Raw genomic sequence first — 17,728 nt, 5'->3', positions numbered from 1 at the left:
ATAATGAACGAAGACATTTTTAAAGCTCGAATATCAAAGCATTTAAAAGCATTACGTGAAAAACAAAAACTGAGTCTAGATGCAGCATCAAAGCTGACTGGCGTATCAAAAGCCATGCTAGGTCAAATAGAGCGTAAAGAGTCGAGCCCTACCGTTGCAACGCTATGGAAAATATCCAGTGGTTTAAATTCTTCGTTTACTGCCTTTTTTAGCGATCTTAATGATACCGACGGGAAAATATTTCCTGCCGATATCGATATACATGTCAAAACGCTAATAGCTTATGATCCCACGGTAAACTTTGAGATGTTTGAAATCACGCTAACCCGTTTTCATACCCAATGCTCATCACCGCACAAAGTTGGAACCATTGAACATTCTGTTGTCATTGATGGGGAATTAGGCGTTCAAGTCGATGGCGAATGGCACTATTTATCTAAGGGTGAAACCATCCGTTTTGAGGCGGATAAACCACATAATTATCGCGCAGTAACTGAAACGGTTATATTCCATAATATCGTTTCTTACTCAACAGCAATGCATGCAAACGAATAGCACCCAGATAAAAAGAGAGTGAGCATATCCGCTCACTCTCTATGGCTTTGACAATAAATTGTTAGCTTACCGCTTGCGTATTTTTATCCCGTACTAAGTCGTGCATTTGTTTTACCGTCATTAAAGACAGCCACATTAATTCATAGGCTGCACGTTCATTGATTGATTTATCTTGATGTTGTTGCAATAAGTCTTCATCTATTATCGGCAATTCAACCACGCTTTGGGTTTTAACACTGTTAATTAATGCATCCATTGATGAAGTGATCACTGCCTCCCACTCTTTAAGTACATGTTGCTGCGTACCTTTACGCACAAGTGGCACCAACAAACACAAATAATGCGATAACAACCGATATTGATTTAGCATTTCTTCGTAATAAAGCGGATCGCGACGAGTAAACTGAGGTTCATTGAGCATTTCCTTATAAATCAATTCAAGGCTACTTTCCTCTGTCAGCATTTTCCCTCTCAGCTGACTTAATGTAGACGGTGCTCGCTGTTCCATTGGTTGTTGTAATTGCTGATAACTGTTTAAAAATAGCGCCTTTGCCGCTCCCAGTGATTTCAACGCTTGATCATGAATTTCATTACCTCGCCACTGCGGCCATAGAAGCGCGTAACTGACTAAAACAAGCAAACAGCCAATCACATTATCCATGACTCTCGGGATCACAATATCAATACCTTGACTTGTCATCACTTGGGTAATTAGCACCAATATTGCGGTGACACAACCAATAGCAATACCGTAATTTCGCATAATATTGAGCATTGCAGTGACCAATAAAACAGCCACTAGAGCCAATAGATATGGCGTTGGAATCCCAATATGAATTAACGCTGTCGCAATACATAGCCCCGTAATTGTGCCTAAACAGCGGTGCCAAATCTTACTTCTGATAGCGGCAAAGGTAGGTTGAATAACCATGATCATGGGGATCAACACCCATTCGGGATGGATCAATTTAAAGGTTTCTGCCACACCTGCACCGGCAGCAAAAATAAAACTAACCCGAGCCACATGGCGCCAAATAGGATGACTTAAACTAGGAATATGCAAAGTTAATTGAAAAGGCTGAATGTCGATTTTTCGCTCATAACTTTGTTCATTTAACTCTATTCTGCGAGAAATATGTTTCACTGTTGCAGCCCAATATTTAAAACGGGCTTGTTGTTCTAACTCACCTTTCACTGCATCAATTAATTGATCTGCTGTAGCAATGCAAGAATAAGAGTTATTGCTTGTTTTACGATGTTGAAATTGTGCCGCTTTATTTTTGAGTTGGAGCTGGCAACATTCACTCCACCGTAATAATAGCTCTCGCTTAGTGACATCATGTTCAAACTGGTAAATAAGCTCAGGATTTTTCGTTTGGCTTGCCAAAATACCTTCAAAGATATCGAGCGCTAAAAAGAGCTCTTGACGCAATGGATCCACTTCTTGCTTATGTGAACGAAATGATTCGGATTGAATAGCTTGTTCAAATAATTCAACCAGTCGGTATTTTAACTTTTGCCCTTTCGCATCATTGTGATCACCTAATAAAATAGCGGTACGCTGCTTGATTAGCTCGCTTAAACTGTCATAAATCGCTGCAAGCCCAACTCTGAGCGCAAAATGCTTCCATATTGCAAACCATAACCAACTTAATAGAGCGAAAGCCAATGGACCAATAACCAGATAAATATACTGAAGAAATTCGGTGTTTAAATTGTGTAGTGAAAGAGAGACAACCGCCATTAACAGGCACGACATCCCTAGCCGCCCCCAAAATGCGCCATTAGCCGCAAAGCAAACGAACAGTGCTGCTAACCCACCATACACTAGCCACAATGGTAACCCTGTTTCTAGCAAGGTGTAACAAAGTACAATGGATAGACACCACGCAATAGCAGTAATAAAGAAGCGTACCCAACGTTTTGGGCCTGCTGTATCTAAACCACTAATTAATGCCGCAGGTAACGTCATTAAAGCTGTCATTAAGCTACTGATTTGGTTGGATGCTACACCAATAGAGATGAGGATAATGAAGATAACTGAAGCACGTAGACCTAAATTGATGGACGGGGAATACCACATTTTTTTTATTGCTGAACCCAATCTATCCCCCTGTTTATTTCAAACTTTCATTAACATTTAATGTAACATTTATAAACATGGCGAACGATTCAGTTTTTCTTAACTTGGCTTTTTCTGTTTTTAAACCAATAACTAAGCAGCTCTCTTTCAAATAAAAACAAAAAGCCAATAAGACTGATGCCAACAGTTGATAATGAAAGTGGCATTAGTACTTATTAGCTTTACATGAATCAATTACAGTTTTCGGCCTAAACGTTTTTCGACCTGCTTTCTCTCCCAATCAGGACCGAAAATATTAAGTATTTCAAACGCACTAAGAGCATGGCTAACAATACCTATCCCCCAGCCTAATGCAGGCCATACCGCCCACCAATAATCAGGACTAGTAAAATAGTTAATCACGAACAATCCAGTTATAACCAAAAGATACGTGACTAAGTGTGAATAAAACTCTTTGATACTCTTCACATATTCAATCGCTTGTTTTTCATCTTCTGTGATGGTGATTTCTTTGTTCATTGGCGGCTCCATTTGAAGGTCTGATACTTGTATTTCAAACACAGCAGCTAAAGATTTGAGTGATTCTAGCCCCGCTTTTTGTCCTTGCTCAATACGTTGAATAGTACGAATACTTAATCCACTTAATTGAGAAAGTTGCTCTTGAGACCAACCACGCTGTAGTCGTAATTTTCGAATAATCATTACAAATCCTTTTTGCTACTTTCCGCTAAAGCCTACAGATATCGAGTTCAAAACATCACGTCACAAGCCTGACAAAAACACGACAATCTTTATTTATCAGCATGTTAAAAAAAACAACCTATGGATAGATATTTACCTATCAGGCGATTTTGACGTTTTTGCCGTTAAACGACTCACAATACTGGTTATCTATTGTATGCCGATATCCACCATCAATTTGTTCTATCGTTGTATTTCACCTCTCCAATGTTAGCTTTCGTGAAAGGCATCGTACTATTTTGTAAATATGAAAAATTTCTCTTTGATGGAAACAATAGTGCTTTAACTGCTACGTTTTTAACCTTAGTTCAATTTTCATAAATTCTGGCTTCACTACCTTCACATGAGCACATACTGTTGCTAGATACCGTAACCCTGTAACATACGGTAGAATAAACAAATTACAGATGTAGACGTATAGAGATCAGCACAATATGAAACGTATTCCAACCAACATTATTACTGGCTTTTTAGGTGCTGGTAAAACTACTGCAATTCTTTCTCTTCTTGCTCGTAAACCTGAAAATGAAAAATGGGCAATTCTTATCAATGAGTTTGGTAATGTTGGCGTAGACGGCGCAATTCTCGAACAACAAGGTGCCATTATCAAAGAAGTCCCTGGCGGTTGTATGTGCTGTGTCGCAGGGTTACCTATGTCAGTGGGCATCAATGCCCTACTTGCACAAAAACCTGATCGCCTACTATTAGAGCCAACAGGTTTAGGTCACCCAAAAGAAGTGATCAAAAAACTAACGTCAGGTGTGTACGAAGATTATGTTGATTTACGTGCAACTATTACGCTTGTCGATCCTCGTCATTTTGCCGATAGCTTCTACACCAATAATAAAAACTTCCAAGATCAGCTTGCCCTTGCTGATGTCGTGGTGGCTAATAAGATTGACCAATGTGACGATTATGATCTTTTCACTTTCCAATTTGCAGTTGAGCAAGCAGAACCAAAGAAAGCCTTAATTGATGAGGTAGAACTAGGAAAGCTAGAACTAGAATGGCTTGATATTCCACGCATTGAGCGCCAAGCACAACATAGTCACCATCATCATCACGATGATCACCATCACGATATTGCCCCAGAGCCAGAGATTGAGCTTTTACCAGGTCAACAATTCATTCGTAAGGAAAATCACGGTCAAGGATTCCACAGTTGTGGTTGGTTCTTTGCTGCTGATCAACGCTTTGAGTTTTCCAAGCTGTTCAGCCTATTCTCAAGCATCAATGCAAACCGTGTGAAAGCAGTGGTGAACACGGAAAATGGTTGTTTTGCCTTTAACGTCGTAAATCAAGTTGTTTCAGTTAACGAGCTATCACTAGACGGTTTTGAATCACGTATCGAAGTGATTGATAGTGAAATTTTACCTTGGGATGAACTTGAACAAATTCTTCGCTCTATTATTTTGCCTTCAGAGGACAACCAGTAACGCAATACAGTTACTCACTGATAACTCAGTATTTAATCGTTTCGACCTATTTTATCTATAGAGGAAGAAACAATAAAAAACTGCTAGTTTATTAAATAGAGCTCATAAAAATATAAGGGAGCACACATGCTAAACCCTAGCACTGCTAAAGCAGTCATCGATCATGCGCTATTTTTAGGGGCTGATTTTGCTGAACTCTTTGTTGAGCATCATCAGTCTAACTCAGTACAGTTAATCTCAGGTGAGATCGATAAAATTAACTCAGGGATCGATTTCGGTATCGGTATTCGTTTATTTTTCGGCTTTAAAGTCTTATACGGCTACACCAATAGTACCGATGAAGAAGAGTTAAAACGTGTAACTAGCCTACTAGCTGCAAAAGACAAACGCGATCAAATCGTTAATGCAGGTAGCTTGAACTTAAATCGTTTCACCAATAAACACAGCTGCCAATTTCCATTAAGCCAAGATGCTAACATGGCAGCCAAAATTGCGTTTTTACGCCAAGCGGATGAAGCTGCACGAGCTGAAAATGAAAAGATCAGCCAGTTCATCGGTAACATTGGTCAACGTGAACAACAAATAGAGATCTTCAACTCTGAAGGTTTACATATTGGTGATACTCGCCACTACACGCGTATTTCTGCAAATGCAGTGGCACAAAACGGCAGTGAACAATCTACAGGCTATGAAGCACCGGGCGCATTTACTGGCTGGGAATTTAATAGCAAAGTCGATCCAAAACAGTTAGGTCAAGATGTGGCGAAACAAGCCATGATCAAACTGTTTGCAGATGCTTGCCCTTCAGGTGAAATGCCAGTGATCATTGGTAATGGCTTCGGTGGCGTTATTTTCCACGAAGCTTGTGGTCACTTGCTTGAAACAACATCGGTTGCGAAAAAAGCCTCGGTTTTCCACGACAAGATGGGCGAAATGATCGCAAATTCCGTGGTCAATGCAGTAGATGATGGCACCATGATCAACGAATGGGGCTCTATCAATATTGATGATGAAGGCATGGAAACCCAGCGTACACAACTGATCAAAGACGGTAAACTGACCAGTTTTATGGTTGATCGTATGGGCGGGATGAAAACAGGCTTTGCCCCTACCGGCTCTGGTCGTCGTCAATCTTACAAGTTCGCTCCTACATCGCGTATGCGTAATACCTTCATCGAACCAGGTAATAGCAACCTAGACGATATGCTAGCTGGTGTTGAGCGCGGTATTTATGCGAAGAAAATGGGTGGCGGCTCTGTTCAACCGGGAACAGGTGAATTCAACTTTGCGGTACAAGAAGCCTACCTTGTTGAAAACGGTAAAATCACTAAGCCATTAAAATCTGCAACTCTAATTAGTACTGGTCCTAAAGTGTTAAAAGAAATCAGTATGGTTGGTAATGATTTTGCGCTTGCGGCTGGTATGTGTGGCTCTGTCAGTGGCTCAGTACCGACAACTGTGGGTCAAGCTGCATTGAAAGTTGATAATATTCTTGTGGGAGGTGGTAACTAATGGCTGATCAAAATAAATTACAGCAAGCCATCGACCATGTGCTTGAACGTGTTACTCAAAAAGGCGCATCTGCCGATGTTATCGCTAATCGCAGCAATAACTTCTCACTAAAAGCCAATAACGGCGAGCTCGATGAATACAAGGTAACGTCAGGTCAAGTAATTGGTGTACGTGTGGTAAAAGATCAACGTGTCGCCACCAGCTATTCTGAGTCATTAGATCCAACAAGCCTTGATTTGATGGTTGATAACGCGCTGTTAAATGCTGAATATTCGCAGCAAGATCCACATCAAACCATTAGCTGTATTGATAGCAAAATCAGTACTGATTTAAGCGAGATCTACCAAGATGATGACGGCGATGTTGATCAAAAGATCGCTCTTGCCCTATCGCTAGAGCAAGGTGTGGTAAGCAAACCTGACGCTAAAAGTGCACCATATAATGGCTTTGCTGAATCAGATGCCCATGTAATTTTAGCCAATACTCAAGGTACACTTTGCCAGCATAGTGAACGTTCAACTTATTGTTATGCTTATAGCTTAATTGAAAAAGACGGTAAGCAAGCCATGCATGGCGGTATGTCATCGGGTCGTAAGTTCAGTGAGTTAGATGCTAACTACTGTATTAACTATGGCTATGATATGGCATCAGCATTGCTTGATGGCTCACCCATTGCTACCAAGCAATACCCTGTTATTTTCACACTAAGCTCACTTAGCAGTTTGTTTAGTGCCTTTGGTATGTGTACCTCAGGGCAGGCAGCCATGAAAGGTATTAACCCTTGGCGTGATGCGATTGGTAGCCAAGTGGCGAGCCCACTTATCACCATTACTGACAAAGCTTATATTGAAGGCGGTTTTTCTATTAAAGCTTTTGATAGCGAAGGTTTTGCTACCCGAGATACAATTCTGGTTGGTGAAGGTCAATTAAATAGCTTGCTGCACAATAGCCACACTGCGAGTTACTTCGGTATCGAAAACACAGCCAATGCATCACGTTCAGCAAAAGGTGGATTAGGTGTTGGCTCTCGTCACACGGTTATTTCTGAAGGTGTAAACAGCATTGCTGATACCACTGCTGGTGAATATTTAGAGCTTGTTGAACTGCAAGGTGTTCACTCTGGCGCAGATGCGATCAGTGGTGATTTCTCCTTTGGCGCAAGTGGTTTCTTATGCCGTGATGGTCAACGTATTCAAGCGGTACGCGGGATCACAGTTGCTGGTAACTTCTACCAAATGATCAAAGAAATCGATGCGGTAAGTAATGTGTTAGAACACGATTATAATCGCAGCTTCTATGCACCAAAAATTCGTTTTGCTCGCCTCAACATTGCAGGTAAGTAAATAACCTGATAAAGCCTTGCGACTGTTTACTTGTTCAAATAAGTTATTCAGACGCAAGGTTTTATTTTATCTATCAAAATACACAGAAACAGTATATACAGGCACGTTACAATAGTATTCAGTTTTAAGCAGCATTCCATAATGAGTAAGAGTAATCAAAATGTCTAATGTCGTTCAATTCTCTGCATTCAATGGTAATAAGAAAAATAATACGACTTCACCAACCACATCATCCAGTCCTAAAGTATTAAGGGAAGAGGCCGCGCTAAAACAAGACAATTGCTGCTACTTTTGTGGTACTCGTAAAGGTCCCAAAGAGCTAAACTGGCTTAATAAGGTTGGCTTTAAACAAAAAACGCATGTTGTTTGCGCTACCGTGTAGCTCTAAAGCTAAATCACGTTCAATGGATGATCTACGAATCATTCTTGCGCTTAAAGCAATGGATTTTAAAACAATTAAACTCAAACAGTGTCTGGAGTTAAGAGAGAAAGGCGTTCAAATCGACGGGGTTCGTGACTACAATTTCTACTTTGAAACCATTGATTGATGGTTCTCTAATGATGAAGCACAAATAAAACCTTGTCCTTACTCTCTTATTTAAAATAAGTCTGTAATGAACAAGGCTTTTATTTGGTTCATCGCAGATTAGCGGGAAATGAAAACAAAAACGGTAGAAAGTGATATGGTTTAGTCGCCAAACAAAAACACACACTAACTACCGTTTTCATGCTTAATCATACTTTCCTATCTTCATTCTGGGAAGGCTTTAAAATAGTAAAGTCTACTCAGACAGAGTCACTTATCTCTCTTACTCTCAAGCCCAACGCTACTGCTAAATGTTCATGTGGCCTTGAAGCTCATGCTGTGCATGAGTATCAATGGCGACATGTAAAAGACGCTATGATACTTGGCGTTCCCGTTGAGCTTAGCATTCAAACTCGGCGAGTTAAGTGTATTAACTGTGGTATTAAAACAGAGTCCCTTTCTTGGTTAGAGCCACATGCTCGAATAACAAATCGCTTAAGAAGCTATATCGAACAACTACTGCCACTTCTTCCAATAAAGCACATATCTCAAATGACGGGCATTCATTGGCATTCGATCAAAGAAATAGATAAACGCCGACTTCAGCAGGTAGTTCCGCAAGTTAAATGGGAGAAGTTAAGGCAACTCGTCATGGACGAGTTTGCCATCTTTAAGGGGCACCGTTACGCCACTGTCATTGCTGATGCTACAACTTATCAAGTTATTTGGATTGGCCTAGGCCGCAGCCGCAAGGATATACGTCCTTTCTTCGAACAATTAGGTGAACATGCTAAGAATATCGAAGCGGTAGCAATGGATATGAATACGGCTTTTGACCTTGAGGTACAACAGCACTGTCCCAACGCTTGTATTGTGTATGACCTATTCCATGTAGTTGCTAAATTTGGTCGAGAAGTGATGGATAGAGTTAGAGTCGACCAAGCTAATCGTTTAAAGCAAGATAAAAAGGCAAGGCAATGGATCAAACGCTCACGTTGGGTGTTATTAAAAAAACGGGATAATTTAAATGCACGGCAAGAAAGCTATCTTGAGGAAATATTAAGCCTCAATAAAGACTTAATGACGACTTATGTTCTAGGGGCACAGCTAAAGGAGCTTTGGCGATGTGGTTCTGAAAAGCAGGTTAATGAGCTATGGGAAGTCTGGTGGCAACAAGTACAAGAAAGTGGGATAAAACCATTACAAGAGTTTGCACGAAAACTTAGCCCCTATCTTCATGGCATTGTAGCTTCAGCTAATTACCCACTGAATACCTGCACTCTGGAAGGGATAAATAACAAGATAAAATTAATTAAGCGAATGGGATATGGCTATCGAGATACAGCATACTTCTTTTTGAAGATAAAAGCGGCTTTCCCCGGAAAGCCGCGATGAACCTTTTATTTTAGCTAACGTTTAAGCTATTGATTAATGATGCAATAAATAAATCACTTACACGCAACTTTACAAAACTTAAACCTTTTTATAAATTTTACCTACTGCAATTCGTCCTAACCTACTAAATGATTTTTCAAATATAATAAAAACTAGGATTGAAATTAAAAGAGAGAATGAAGTAAAAAACATCATTTTTGAAAATCCACTAAATCCTGCATAGAAAAAATCTAAGCTTGGAATTCGACGTGAGTAAAAATACTCTTGAATAGGTACATGAAATAAATACAGTGAATAAGTAAGTGTACCTAATGATATTAAAAAATCAGGAGCTTCAAATTTCCCTAACCTCTCCCAAAGTAACATTGCTGCAACAATTAAAACACACCATGGACCAACAGTTATTAATCGATTATATGGAATATTGACCATCATCAAATAAGATAAACACAAAATAATAATTAATATAGAAATACCACTAACTGCTGATAAGTTTCTATTAGGTAAGCGTATATAAATTTCCGCAAGTATCATTCCAGCAATAAAATATAACATCATCGGATTCGATATTACACCATAAATCGATTTAAATACTGAAATATCAGGTAAAGTTAACTCCTTATGGGTATTTAATGTTAAAAAACCAGAAGATATGTATTGTAATGAAAACATTAAAATAACAATCATAAATGAACAGATTAAACTTCGATATTTTTTATTTATACCCATAGATATAGAAAATAACACATAAAATATAAGTTCATATGTTAACGTCCATGTGACAATTAAAAATCCATAACCATAAGCAGGAGCTTGGGCCGCAGAGTCTATTGGGATAAAGAATAAACTTTTTATAAAACTAGGATCGTGGAGTAAATCTTTAATTGAATAACCAGAAACAAAACCATAAGTTATTATAGCAAGCCACGCTAATGGAACTACACGGAAAAATCTTTTAATTAAAAAAACAGAAACATTTTGCTCTTTTTTACTAACAGTAACATAGGTAATGACAAACCCAGATATAATAAAAAATATATCAACACCTATAAAACCAAAAGAAAATAAGTTCCTCCCCATAGATGGATATACGTCATCAACCCAATTATAACTATGCACCCAAACAACGAGGATTGCGCAAATTCCACGAAGAACCTGAATGCTATTCACCTGCTGATTACTTTTCACTTACAAATACTTATGTTAAAAAATGTACATAACTATATAATAACCGAATTATTAATGATATAAAACAAAGTTAATCTAATAATGGGATCTAATCTCTTATTCGTCTGGTTACACTTTGTCATGTCAGTTAATCGTACCTCTTTATTTATGCATATGTATGGGACAGAAAAGCAATGTAGAGAGCGTTTATTTAATATTCGATGGAAAAATGGTTACGTTTGCTCTAACTGTGCTTCTAAAAGTTATTGTGAACTTAAATCACGGTCATTATATCAATGTAATAAGTGTCACCATCAGACATCATTGACAGCAGGTACTTTATTTGCTCATTCGAAATTACCGTTAACCACTTGTTTTTTAGCTATTTATCTCATCACACAAGATAAAAACAGTATTTCAGCATTAGAGCTAAAGCGTAAATTAGGGGTTTCTTATAACGCAGCATGGCGAATAAAACATAAACTCATGCCCGAATTCAACTTCGAAGTGCGACACTCTCTAATATCAAGCGACCATTGCCATTTCTTTGAAAATAACGGCTGGTTGCTTGAACCCTAGACACTTTTTAGGGCGATTGTTAATCCTTGATTGAGCAAACTGAATATCGTCATCCGTCACCGTTCTCAAGTCCGTCCCTTTCTTCACATATTGCCTTAGTAGACCATTAGCATTTTCATTCGCTCCTCGCTCCCAAGAGCTATACGGGTGAGCAAAATAAACATCTGCATCCAGTGCCTCTGAGATCTCCTGATGGCCTGCGAACTCTCTGCCATTGTCGGCAGTAATCGTATGTACGCAATCCTTGTATGGCATGAGCATTTCTATCGTCGCTTTCGTTACCTCGGCGGCCGATTTGGACGCTACCTTCTTAGCTAAATAGAATCAGCTCTTTCGCTCTAAGATGGTGACGATTGCGCCAGTGCCGTGCTTGCCTAATACCGTGTCAATTTCCCAGTCTCCAAACCGATCTCGGTTATCGACAATTAATGGCCGCTCATCAATCGATACTGCATTTTTAATCGTTGGAGCCTTCTCTTTCAGCCCTTTACGATATCGCTTATGTCCTTGTCTCAGGTGGCGATAGAGCTTGCCACCTTGACGTTTGTCTTTAGCAATATAGCGATAAATCCACTCATGGCTGATTGATGCTCCTGACTTAGTTAGAACACTCGAAATCTGCTCAGGACTCCAATCTACGCTGAGTAATAGATGAACAAATTCAATACGCTCAACGGGTATCCGATACTTATGAGCAGTCTTACGCCTGCTAACAGAAGACGCGTGAGCGTGCTTGGGACAATATTGGTCATGTGCTCGGTTTCTTTTTAACTCACGATAAACCGTTGCACGATGGCACTTCACTTTTTGGGCAATTTCAGAGATTGAAATTCCCAGTTCCAAGAGGGTAGAAATCTGGTATCTTTTCCCCTCGGTCAACTGCTGATAACTCATGGTAGTACTGCTTGTTTCTTTGACGAGAAGAGCGTACCACTTTCAGCAGTTGGCTTCCTCTTCTACGCCTTTCCATGAGTGTCGCACTTATTATCTGAAACTAGGTGTAAGTGATGAAAGAGCATGATGATAATCGAAAGTTAGGCAATATCGTGCAATTGGATGATGCATATATTGGAGGTAAACAAAAAGGAAAGCGAGGACGTGGTGCCAAAGGTAAAACACCTTTTGTATCAGCGATCTCTTTGAATGAAGAAGGTCATCCTATTTATATGCGGCTAAGTGTTGTTTCTTGTTTTAAAAAACAAGAAATGACAGATTAGGCTAAAAAGCATTTACAAGAAAAAACGTTAGTTATATCAGATGGTTTGCCCTGTTTTAATGGTCTGTTAGCCGCAGATATTATTCATGGTTCATTACCAAAAAATGGTAAAGAACTTCACCAATATGAAGCTGCATTTTATTGGGTCGATACCATGATTGGTAACGTTAAAAATTCTATAAAAGGGACATATCACGCAATTAGAGAAAAACATATTCCTCGTTATCTTGGTGAGTTCTGTTTTCGATTTAATTATCGGTTTCGAGTTAAAGATATATTCGATACGCTAATTAAATGTGGTGCAAAATCACCACCGATGCCAGAGAAATTATTAACCTTGGCTGAGTCTCGGTGGTAATCAGGTATAAGAAAATATTAAAAAGGAAACACTGTTAACTGTTTTTATTTATTCCATTTTTTGTTTTTTAGATATTGTAAATATCATGTTCATAATCAATTAATTTGCTCTATGTTAGTAAGCAGCTATCACAGAGAGATGACGAAAATGAAGGATTATTTTAATACCAATTATCCAGACGTTGAGTACCTACGTCGTAAAGCGAAATTTAACCTACCTAAATTTGCCTTTGAATATGTTGATGGTGGCTGCAATATCGAGATGGCGTTAAAACGTAATACTCATGATATTCGCCAAATTGAGCTTATTCCCTATTACCTACGTGACTACAACTCGATTTCTTTAAAAACCACTCTATTTGGTGAAACCTATAATGCCCCATTCGGGATCAGTCCGGTGGGTTTACAAGGGCTTATCTGGCCTAATGCGCCAGAGATCTTAGCCAAAGCCGCTTTTGAACAAAATATTCCATTTGTATTAAGTACGGTATCGACTTCTCCAATAGAAAAAATCGCAGAAATCACCGAAGGTAAAGCATGGTTCCAGCTCTACCATCCTGTTGATGAAGCCATTACTGACGATTTGCTTAAACGCTGTGAAGCAGCAGGCATTAAAACCTTGGTCTTGCTATCTGACGTTCCTACTTTTGCCTATCGCCCTAAAGAAATACGTAATGGTTTAGCCATGCCGCCTAAAATGACATGGCGCAATATGGTGGAAATCATGCTCTCACCACACTGGGCATTAGCAACCTTGAAGAAAGGCCAGCCACAATTTGAAACCTTAACTAAATACATGTCGGGTTCAATGAACATGCATCATCTTGCCCTGTTTATGGATAAAACCTTTAATGGGCGTTTAAGCGAAGATAAAGTCGCTCGCTTGCGTGATAAATGGAAAGGTAATTTAGTGCTTAAAGGGCTTTCTACCGTTGAAGATAGCCAAAAAGCGATTTCCCTTGGACTTGATGGGATCATCATCTCTAACCACGGTGGTCGTCAGTTAGATGCTGGTCCTTCTACCATCAGCAAATCCATTGAGATCATGGAGAAATGCAAAGGTCAAATTACTATTATGATGGACAGTGGTATTCGTGACGGAGCCGATATTGCCCGTACTTTATCGACAGGTATTGAGTTTGCTTTCTTGGGTCGTAGCTTTATGTATGGCGTTGGTGCTTTAGGTGATCATGGCGGTCATCACACCATTAATATGTTGAAAAAACAGCTGCAACAAGTCATGGAACAATGTTGTTGTGAATCCGTGTATAGCCTCACAGATCATATAGCCAAACGTAACCCCTTCTGTATGAAATAAACAATGCTCTGCACTCATGATAAATGAGTGCAGATTGCTCACATTTGTACTTGCGTCATTCTAATTTATTGATCACCCACTAAATTAACGTTTCTGCAATCAATAAGAACATAATAAATACAAAAGGTTACTTCGCTTTTGCATTATGCCTTACCAACAAACTGCGCTAAGATAGAGAAAACTATAATTTAAAATATTGCTATGAACCTTACAGCTATCTCGACTCTTCTTATTGAAAATAAAATGTTTGCTAATCCTCGTCGTATTGCATTACTCAATGCTATTGAACGTACGGGATCAATCAGTCAGGGAGCTAAAGAAGCAGGGATAAGTTACAAAACGGCTTTTGATGCTGTAAAAGATATGAATCTTCTAGCTGGCGAACCTTTAGTATCAAGTGAAAAAGGTGGTAAAGGCGGTGGTGGTGCTGAGCTCACTCGTTTTGGTAAACGCCTTGTGCAAATGTATCAATTGCTTCATCAAATCCAAGATATGGGCCTGAAAGCTTTAAATGATGATAGTGCACCGTTAGAAAGTCTATTAGCGGTAATGTCACGCTTTTCTTTACAGACCAGTGCGCGTAATCAGTTTTTCGGACATATCAGCCACATTGAACGTCATGATTTACATGATGTAGTGCAGATCGCAATTACACCTCATCATATAATTTCAGCCACCATCACCCATGGCAGCACGGTAAAACTTCAATTAGAAGCAGATAAAGATGTGGTTGCGCTGATCAAAGGCCCTGCTATTACCGTGTGCAGTGAAGATAACTTGATCCACGGAAAACGTGATCGTTTTGATAATCAATTAGTTGGAACGATCACTGCATTAGTACAAGATATGAAATCAACCGAAGTGACTATTGCATTAACTGATGATATCGCTATCTGCGCACTTGTTGATAATCATGATTTAATGGAAGAAAATTTACGGTTAGGTATGGAAATTTATGCTCTCTTTCATTCAAATCAGGTCACTATTGCAACCATGTGCTAATTCTTAGTAACTTGAATAAAAGCTTATTGAATATCAGCAAAACCACTATGCTCATGGCGGTTATCTAAACGCTCAGAAAAGAAACGATAATCTTGATATTGTTTTGCAACTAGGATGCCGCCACTGATCACCATCAGTAATAATGCCACACGACTTAGCCACATTTTTTCCTTTTGCATTGACCTATAAAGCATAATCACTGCTAGCAACAGCAGTAATAGGCACACGATCCCTATGTAGTTTATAAATAAATAAGTCAATCTATGATTCCTAGCAATATAAGTCGATGCAGTTTAATGCTTTTTATTTAGAAATCATTGAAATAATGCATCAAACTCGCATGTTTTACACTGCTCTGACAAAACCATCGATGAACAAGCCAAATACCTATCATCCATTAAAGCTATATTCAGTTTTAGTAGGAAAATACTCCTCCCTAAATTCGATTCAGGAAGGAGTAACAACTAAAACTAAATCACAAGTCCACCATCAATTTTCAACGTTTGACCAGTGATAAAACTTGAATTATCACTGGCTAGAAATAACACGCCATTGGCAATATCTTGTGCTAAGCCCATTCGTTTCAATGGTGTTTTTGACACCATAAAATCAATAACCTTTTCAGGTAAATCAACCGTCATAGGTGTTTCAATAAACCCTGGAGCAACGCAATTGGCACGAACTTTCGCCCCTTTACGTGAGAACTCTTTAGACCAAGATTTGGTCATCGCTATAACACCAGCTTTAGTAGCGGCATAATTAGTTTGACCTATATTTCCGTCAGTACCCACGACCGATGACATAGTAATAATTGAACCTGAGCCAGACGCCATCATTAAAGGCGCAATAGCTTGAGTCATATTAAACACGCCTTTTAAATTCACATCGATAACCAGATCCCAATCATTCTCTGTCATGTTTTCAATTAAGTTATCACGCGTGATACCTGCATTATTGACTAAGACATCAATCGTTCCATACTTCTCTGCAATTTTGGTAATAGTTTCAGAAACATGTTTTCGATCGCATACATTCAATTCAAGTGCAGTCACATTAGAAAATTGCTGCTCTAAATCAGCCATCGCACCTAAATTCATATCACAAACAAAAATATGCTTTGCATTCTGATTAGCGAAGGTTTCAACAATACAGCGACCAATACCTTGAGCCCCACCGGTTACTAGACAAACCTTATCAGTTAGCATTTCACTACCCCTCTTAAAAACACATACTTGCTATATGTAGTTATCGTTATCCCCAAATAAATAAGCGCTAATGTTTACGGCTTACTATTAAGCGTAGATAACGCACTTCATCTTGTAGTTGCATAAAAGCAATTCACTCTTGCAGATATAATCAAATACCGTTCCAGAATTAAGAAAACGTCTAAATTTTCATATTTGCTATATTTAAACCATGAACCATCCCGTTATGATAAGTCGTCACACCAATAGGATGTTCTTTTAGCTAAGCAAGGAATGCGGATGTTAGATAAAATTGTTTTTTTTCTTCATGTCGTACGTTGTCACTCTCTTACCGATGCTGCTAAGCAATACGGTATATCGCCTTCTGCGGGTAGCCGTTGGTTAACCGAGCTGGAAGAAGCCATGGGAGTGAGTCTAATAAAGCGCACAACCCGTAAAATCACACCCACGCAAGCAGGTGATTTACTGTTTAAACAATTTAGCCATATTAACAGTCAAATCACTGATATGGTGAATGAAATCCAAAATCTCGGTAACGAAGATATTGGTACTATAAAAATTGCCAGTACCCCCTTGTTTGCGAAACATTTTCTCAGCCAAATCATTGGTGAATATATCAGTGACAACCCCAACATTAACTTTGTTGTTATTGAAACGGCGTTTGAAGTCGATAATGTTCATGAGGTTGATTTCGCTATACGAGCAAATGCAACTTATCGTGGCTTTCAAGATAAAGATAGCTTACTGGTCAAGCGGACTTTATTTAGTGAACCCCTTAAAGCATGCTGTTCTCCTCGCTATATTCAACGTTATGGTGAACCTATCGTTCCCAATGATCTCAAGCAGCATTTATGCTTATTTGCCACGACGTTAGTGGGCGGTAATAAATGGATTTTTGAGCAAAATGGCGAATACAATTCAGTTCAAATACCAAGATCTGTTGAAGCCGATGACAGTGAAATACTGAAAAATATCACTTTAGCGGGTGGCGGTATTGCCTACTTACCCTATAGCCTAATTCAAGAAGAGCTGAAGAATAAAAAGCTAGTGACTGTATTAAATAACTATGTGAGTAGTGAGTTTGAACTCAGTCTTTATTACAAACCGCGTAAATATATGCCAGCTCGATGCGCCAACTTTAAAGATTATCTATTAATGCGTGTAGACGAAATCAACCAGCAGCGCATACACCAAAAAACACCTATTGCTGTTTCTTAAATAATCAAAAGCCTCACACCTTTCCATTAAAAGAAATAGGATGTGAAGCTTTTATTACATATTCAAATTCTTTGC

The 17,728-nt window shown here is 39.0% G+C and carries 14 protein-coding genes and 3 pseudogenes; 11 read left to right on the top strand and 6 right to left on the bottom strand.

The genetic code is table 11. From position 1 onward, the window contains the following. Positions 1–3 precede the first annotated feature (3 nt). On the top strand, positions 4–555 hold the full coding sequence (locus Q7657_RS03800) for a helix-turn-helix domain-containing protein (protein WP_107165669.1): 552 nt from the start codon (positions 4–6) through the stop codon (positions 553–555). 61 nt (positions 556–616) lie between these two features. Here the strand turns inward: Q7657_RS03800 and Q7657_RS03795 are convergent, their stop codons facing one another. Both Q7657_RS03795 and Q7657_RS03790 read right to left on the bottom strand, forming a co-directional pair. After that, positions 617–2,638: an FUSC family protein gene (locus Q7657_RS03795; protein ID WP_107165668.1), complete on the bottom strand. Its 2,022-nt coding sequence runs from the start codon at positions 2,636–2,638 to the stop codon at positions 617–619. Between the two features lie 234 nt (positions 2,639–2,872). Beyond that, positions 2,873–3,340, bottom strand: coding sequence for a 2TM domain-containing protein (locus Q7657_RS03790; protein WP_107165667.1), 468 nt, complete (start codon positions 3,338–3,340; stop codon positions 2,873–2,875). A 473-nt stretch (positions 3,341–3,813) separates the two neighbouring features. On the opposite strand from Q7657_RS03790, the gene Q7657_RS03785 reads away from it, so the two are divergent. From Q7657_RS03785 to Q7657_RS03765, 5 genes are all read left to right on the top strand, one after another. Next, a complete protein-coding gene (locus Q7657_RS03785; RefSeq protein WP_107165666.1) occupies positions 3,814–4,815 on the top strand; it encodes a CobW family GTP-binding protein in 1,002 nt (333 codons plus the stop codon). Between the two features lie 126 nt (positions 4,816–4,941). Beyond that, positions 4,942–6,327: a TldD/PmbA family protein gene (locus Q7657_RS03780; protein ID WP_107165665.1), complete on the top strand. Its 1,386-nt coding sequence runs from the start codon at positions 4,942–4,944 to the stop codon at positions 6,325–6,327. Then, complete coding sequence (locus Q7657_RS03775; RefSeq protein WP_107165664.1) at positions 6,327–7,670, top strand: TldD/PmbA family protein; 1,344 nt, start codon at positions 6,327–6,329, stop codon at positions 7,668–7,670. The genes Q7657_RS03780 and Q7657_RS03775 overlap by 1 nt, the downstream gene beginning before the upstream one ends. Before the next feature lie 160 nt (positions 7,671–7,830). After that, positions 7,831–8,052, top strand: a complete 222-nt coding sequence (locus tag Q7657_RS03770) for a hypothetical protein (RefSeq protein WP_258178236.1) — start codon at positions 7,831–7,833, stop codon at positions 8,050–8,052. Between the two features lie 345 nt (positions 8,053–8,397). Continuing rightward, positions 8,398–9,591, top strand: a complete 1,194-nt coding sequence (locus tag Q7657_RS03765) for an ISL3 family transposase (protein WP_107165663.1) — start codon at positions 8,398–8,400, stop codon at positions 9,589–9,591. A 78-nt stretch (positions 9,592–9,669) separates the two neighbouring features. Here Q7657_RS03765 and Q7657_RS03760 read toward each other — a convergent pair whose 3' ends face one another. Continuing rightward, positions 9,670–10,779 carry an acyltransferase family protein gene (locus tag Q7657_RS03760; RefSeq protein WP_107165662.1) on the bottom strand — a complete coding sequence of 370 codons (1,110 nt, stop codon included), beginning with the start codon at positions 10,777–10,779 and terminating at the stop codon, positions 9,670–9,672. A 120-nt stretch (positions 10,780–10,899) separates the two neighbouring features. On the opposite strand from Q7657_RS03760, the pseudogene Q7657_RS03755 reads away from it, so the two are divergent. Next, positions 10,900–11,247 (top strand): annotated as a pseudogene (locus tag Q7657_RS03755) (transposase); the annotation flags it as partial. A 36-nt stretch (positions 11,248–11,283) separates the two neighbouring features. Here the strand turns inward: Q7657_RS03755 and Q7657_RS03750 are convergent. Then, a pseudogene (locus Q7657_RS03750) lies at positions 11,284–12,231 on the bottom strand (IS30 family transposase). A gap of 110 nt (positions 12,232–12,341) precedes the next feature. Here Q7657_RS03750 and Q7657_RS03745 point away from each other — a divergent pair. From Q7657_RS03745 to Q7657_RS03735, 3 genes and pseudogenes are all read left to right on the top strand, one after another. Then, positions 12,342–12,911: pseudogene (locus tag Q7657_RS03745) on the top strand (IS1595-like element ISPma1 family transposase); the annotation flags it as partial. A gap of 147 nt (positions 12,912–13,058) precedes the next feature. After that, on the top strand, positions 13,059–14,228 hold the full coding sequence (locus Q7657_RS03740) for an alpha-hydroxy acid oxidase (protein WP_107165661.1): 1,170 nt from the start codon (positions 13,059–13,061) through the stop codon (positions 14,226–14,228). 243 nt (positions 14,229–14,471) lie between these two features. After that, positions 14,472–15,230: a TOBE domain-containing protein gene (locus Q7657_RS03735; protein WP_258178234.1), complete on the top strand. Its 759-nt coding sequence runs from the start codon at positions 14,472–14,474 to the stop codon at positions 15,228–15,230. A 23-nt stretch (positions 15,231–15,253) separates the two neighbouring features. On the opposite strand, the gene Q7657_RS03730 is transcribed toward Q7657_RS03735, so the two are convergent. Together Q7657_RS03730 and Q7657_RS03725 are read right to left on the bottom strand one after the other, a co-directional pair. Continuing rightward, positions 15,254–15,394 (bottom strand): hypothetical protein, encoded by a 141-nt coding sequence (locus Q7657_RS03730; RefSeq protein ID WP_237459154.1) that lies wholly within the window; start codon positions 15,392–15,394, stop codon positions 15,254–15,256. Between the two features lie 306 nt (positions 15,395–15,700). Beyond that, the gene (locus Q7657_RS03725; protein ID WP_053988924.1) at positions 15,701–16,435 is read right to left on the bottom strand and encodes a beta-ketoacyl-ACP reductase; all 735 of its coding nucleotides are present in this window, start codon (positions 16,433–16,435) and stop codon (positions 15,701–15,703) included. Positions 16,436–16,714: 279 nt separating this feature from the next. On the opposite strand from Q7657_RS03725, the gene Q7657_RS03720 reads away from it, so the two are divergent. Beyond that, complete coding sequence (locus tag Q7657_RS03720; protein ID WP_107165659.1) at positions 16,715–17,653, top strand: LysR family transcriptional regulator; 939 nt, start codon at positions 16,715–16,717, stop codon at positions 17,651–17,653. Positions 17,654–17,728 lie beyond the last annotated feature (75 nt).

The organism is Candidatus Photobacterium acropomis (assembly GCF_030685555.1).
Classification (GTDB): domain Bacteria; phylum Pseudomonadota; class Gammaproteobacteria; order Enterobacterales; family Vibrionaceae; genus Photobacterium; species Photobacterium lucens.
This window is presented reverse-complemented; position numbering and strand designations above follow the sequence as displayed.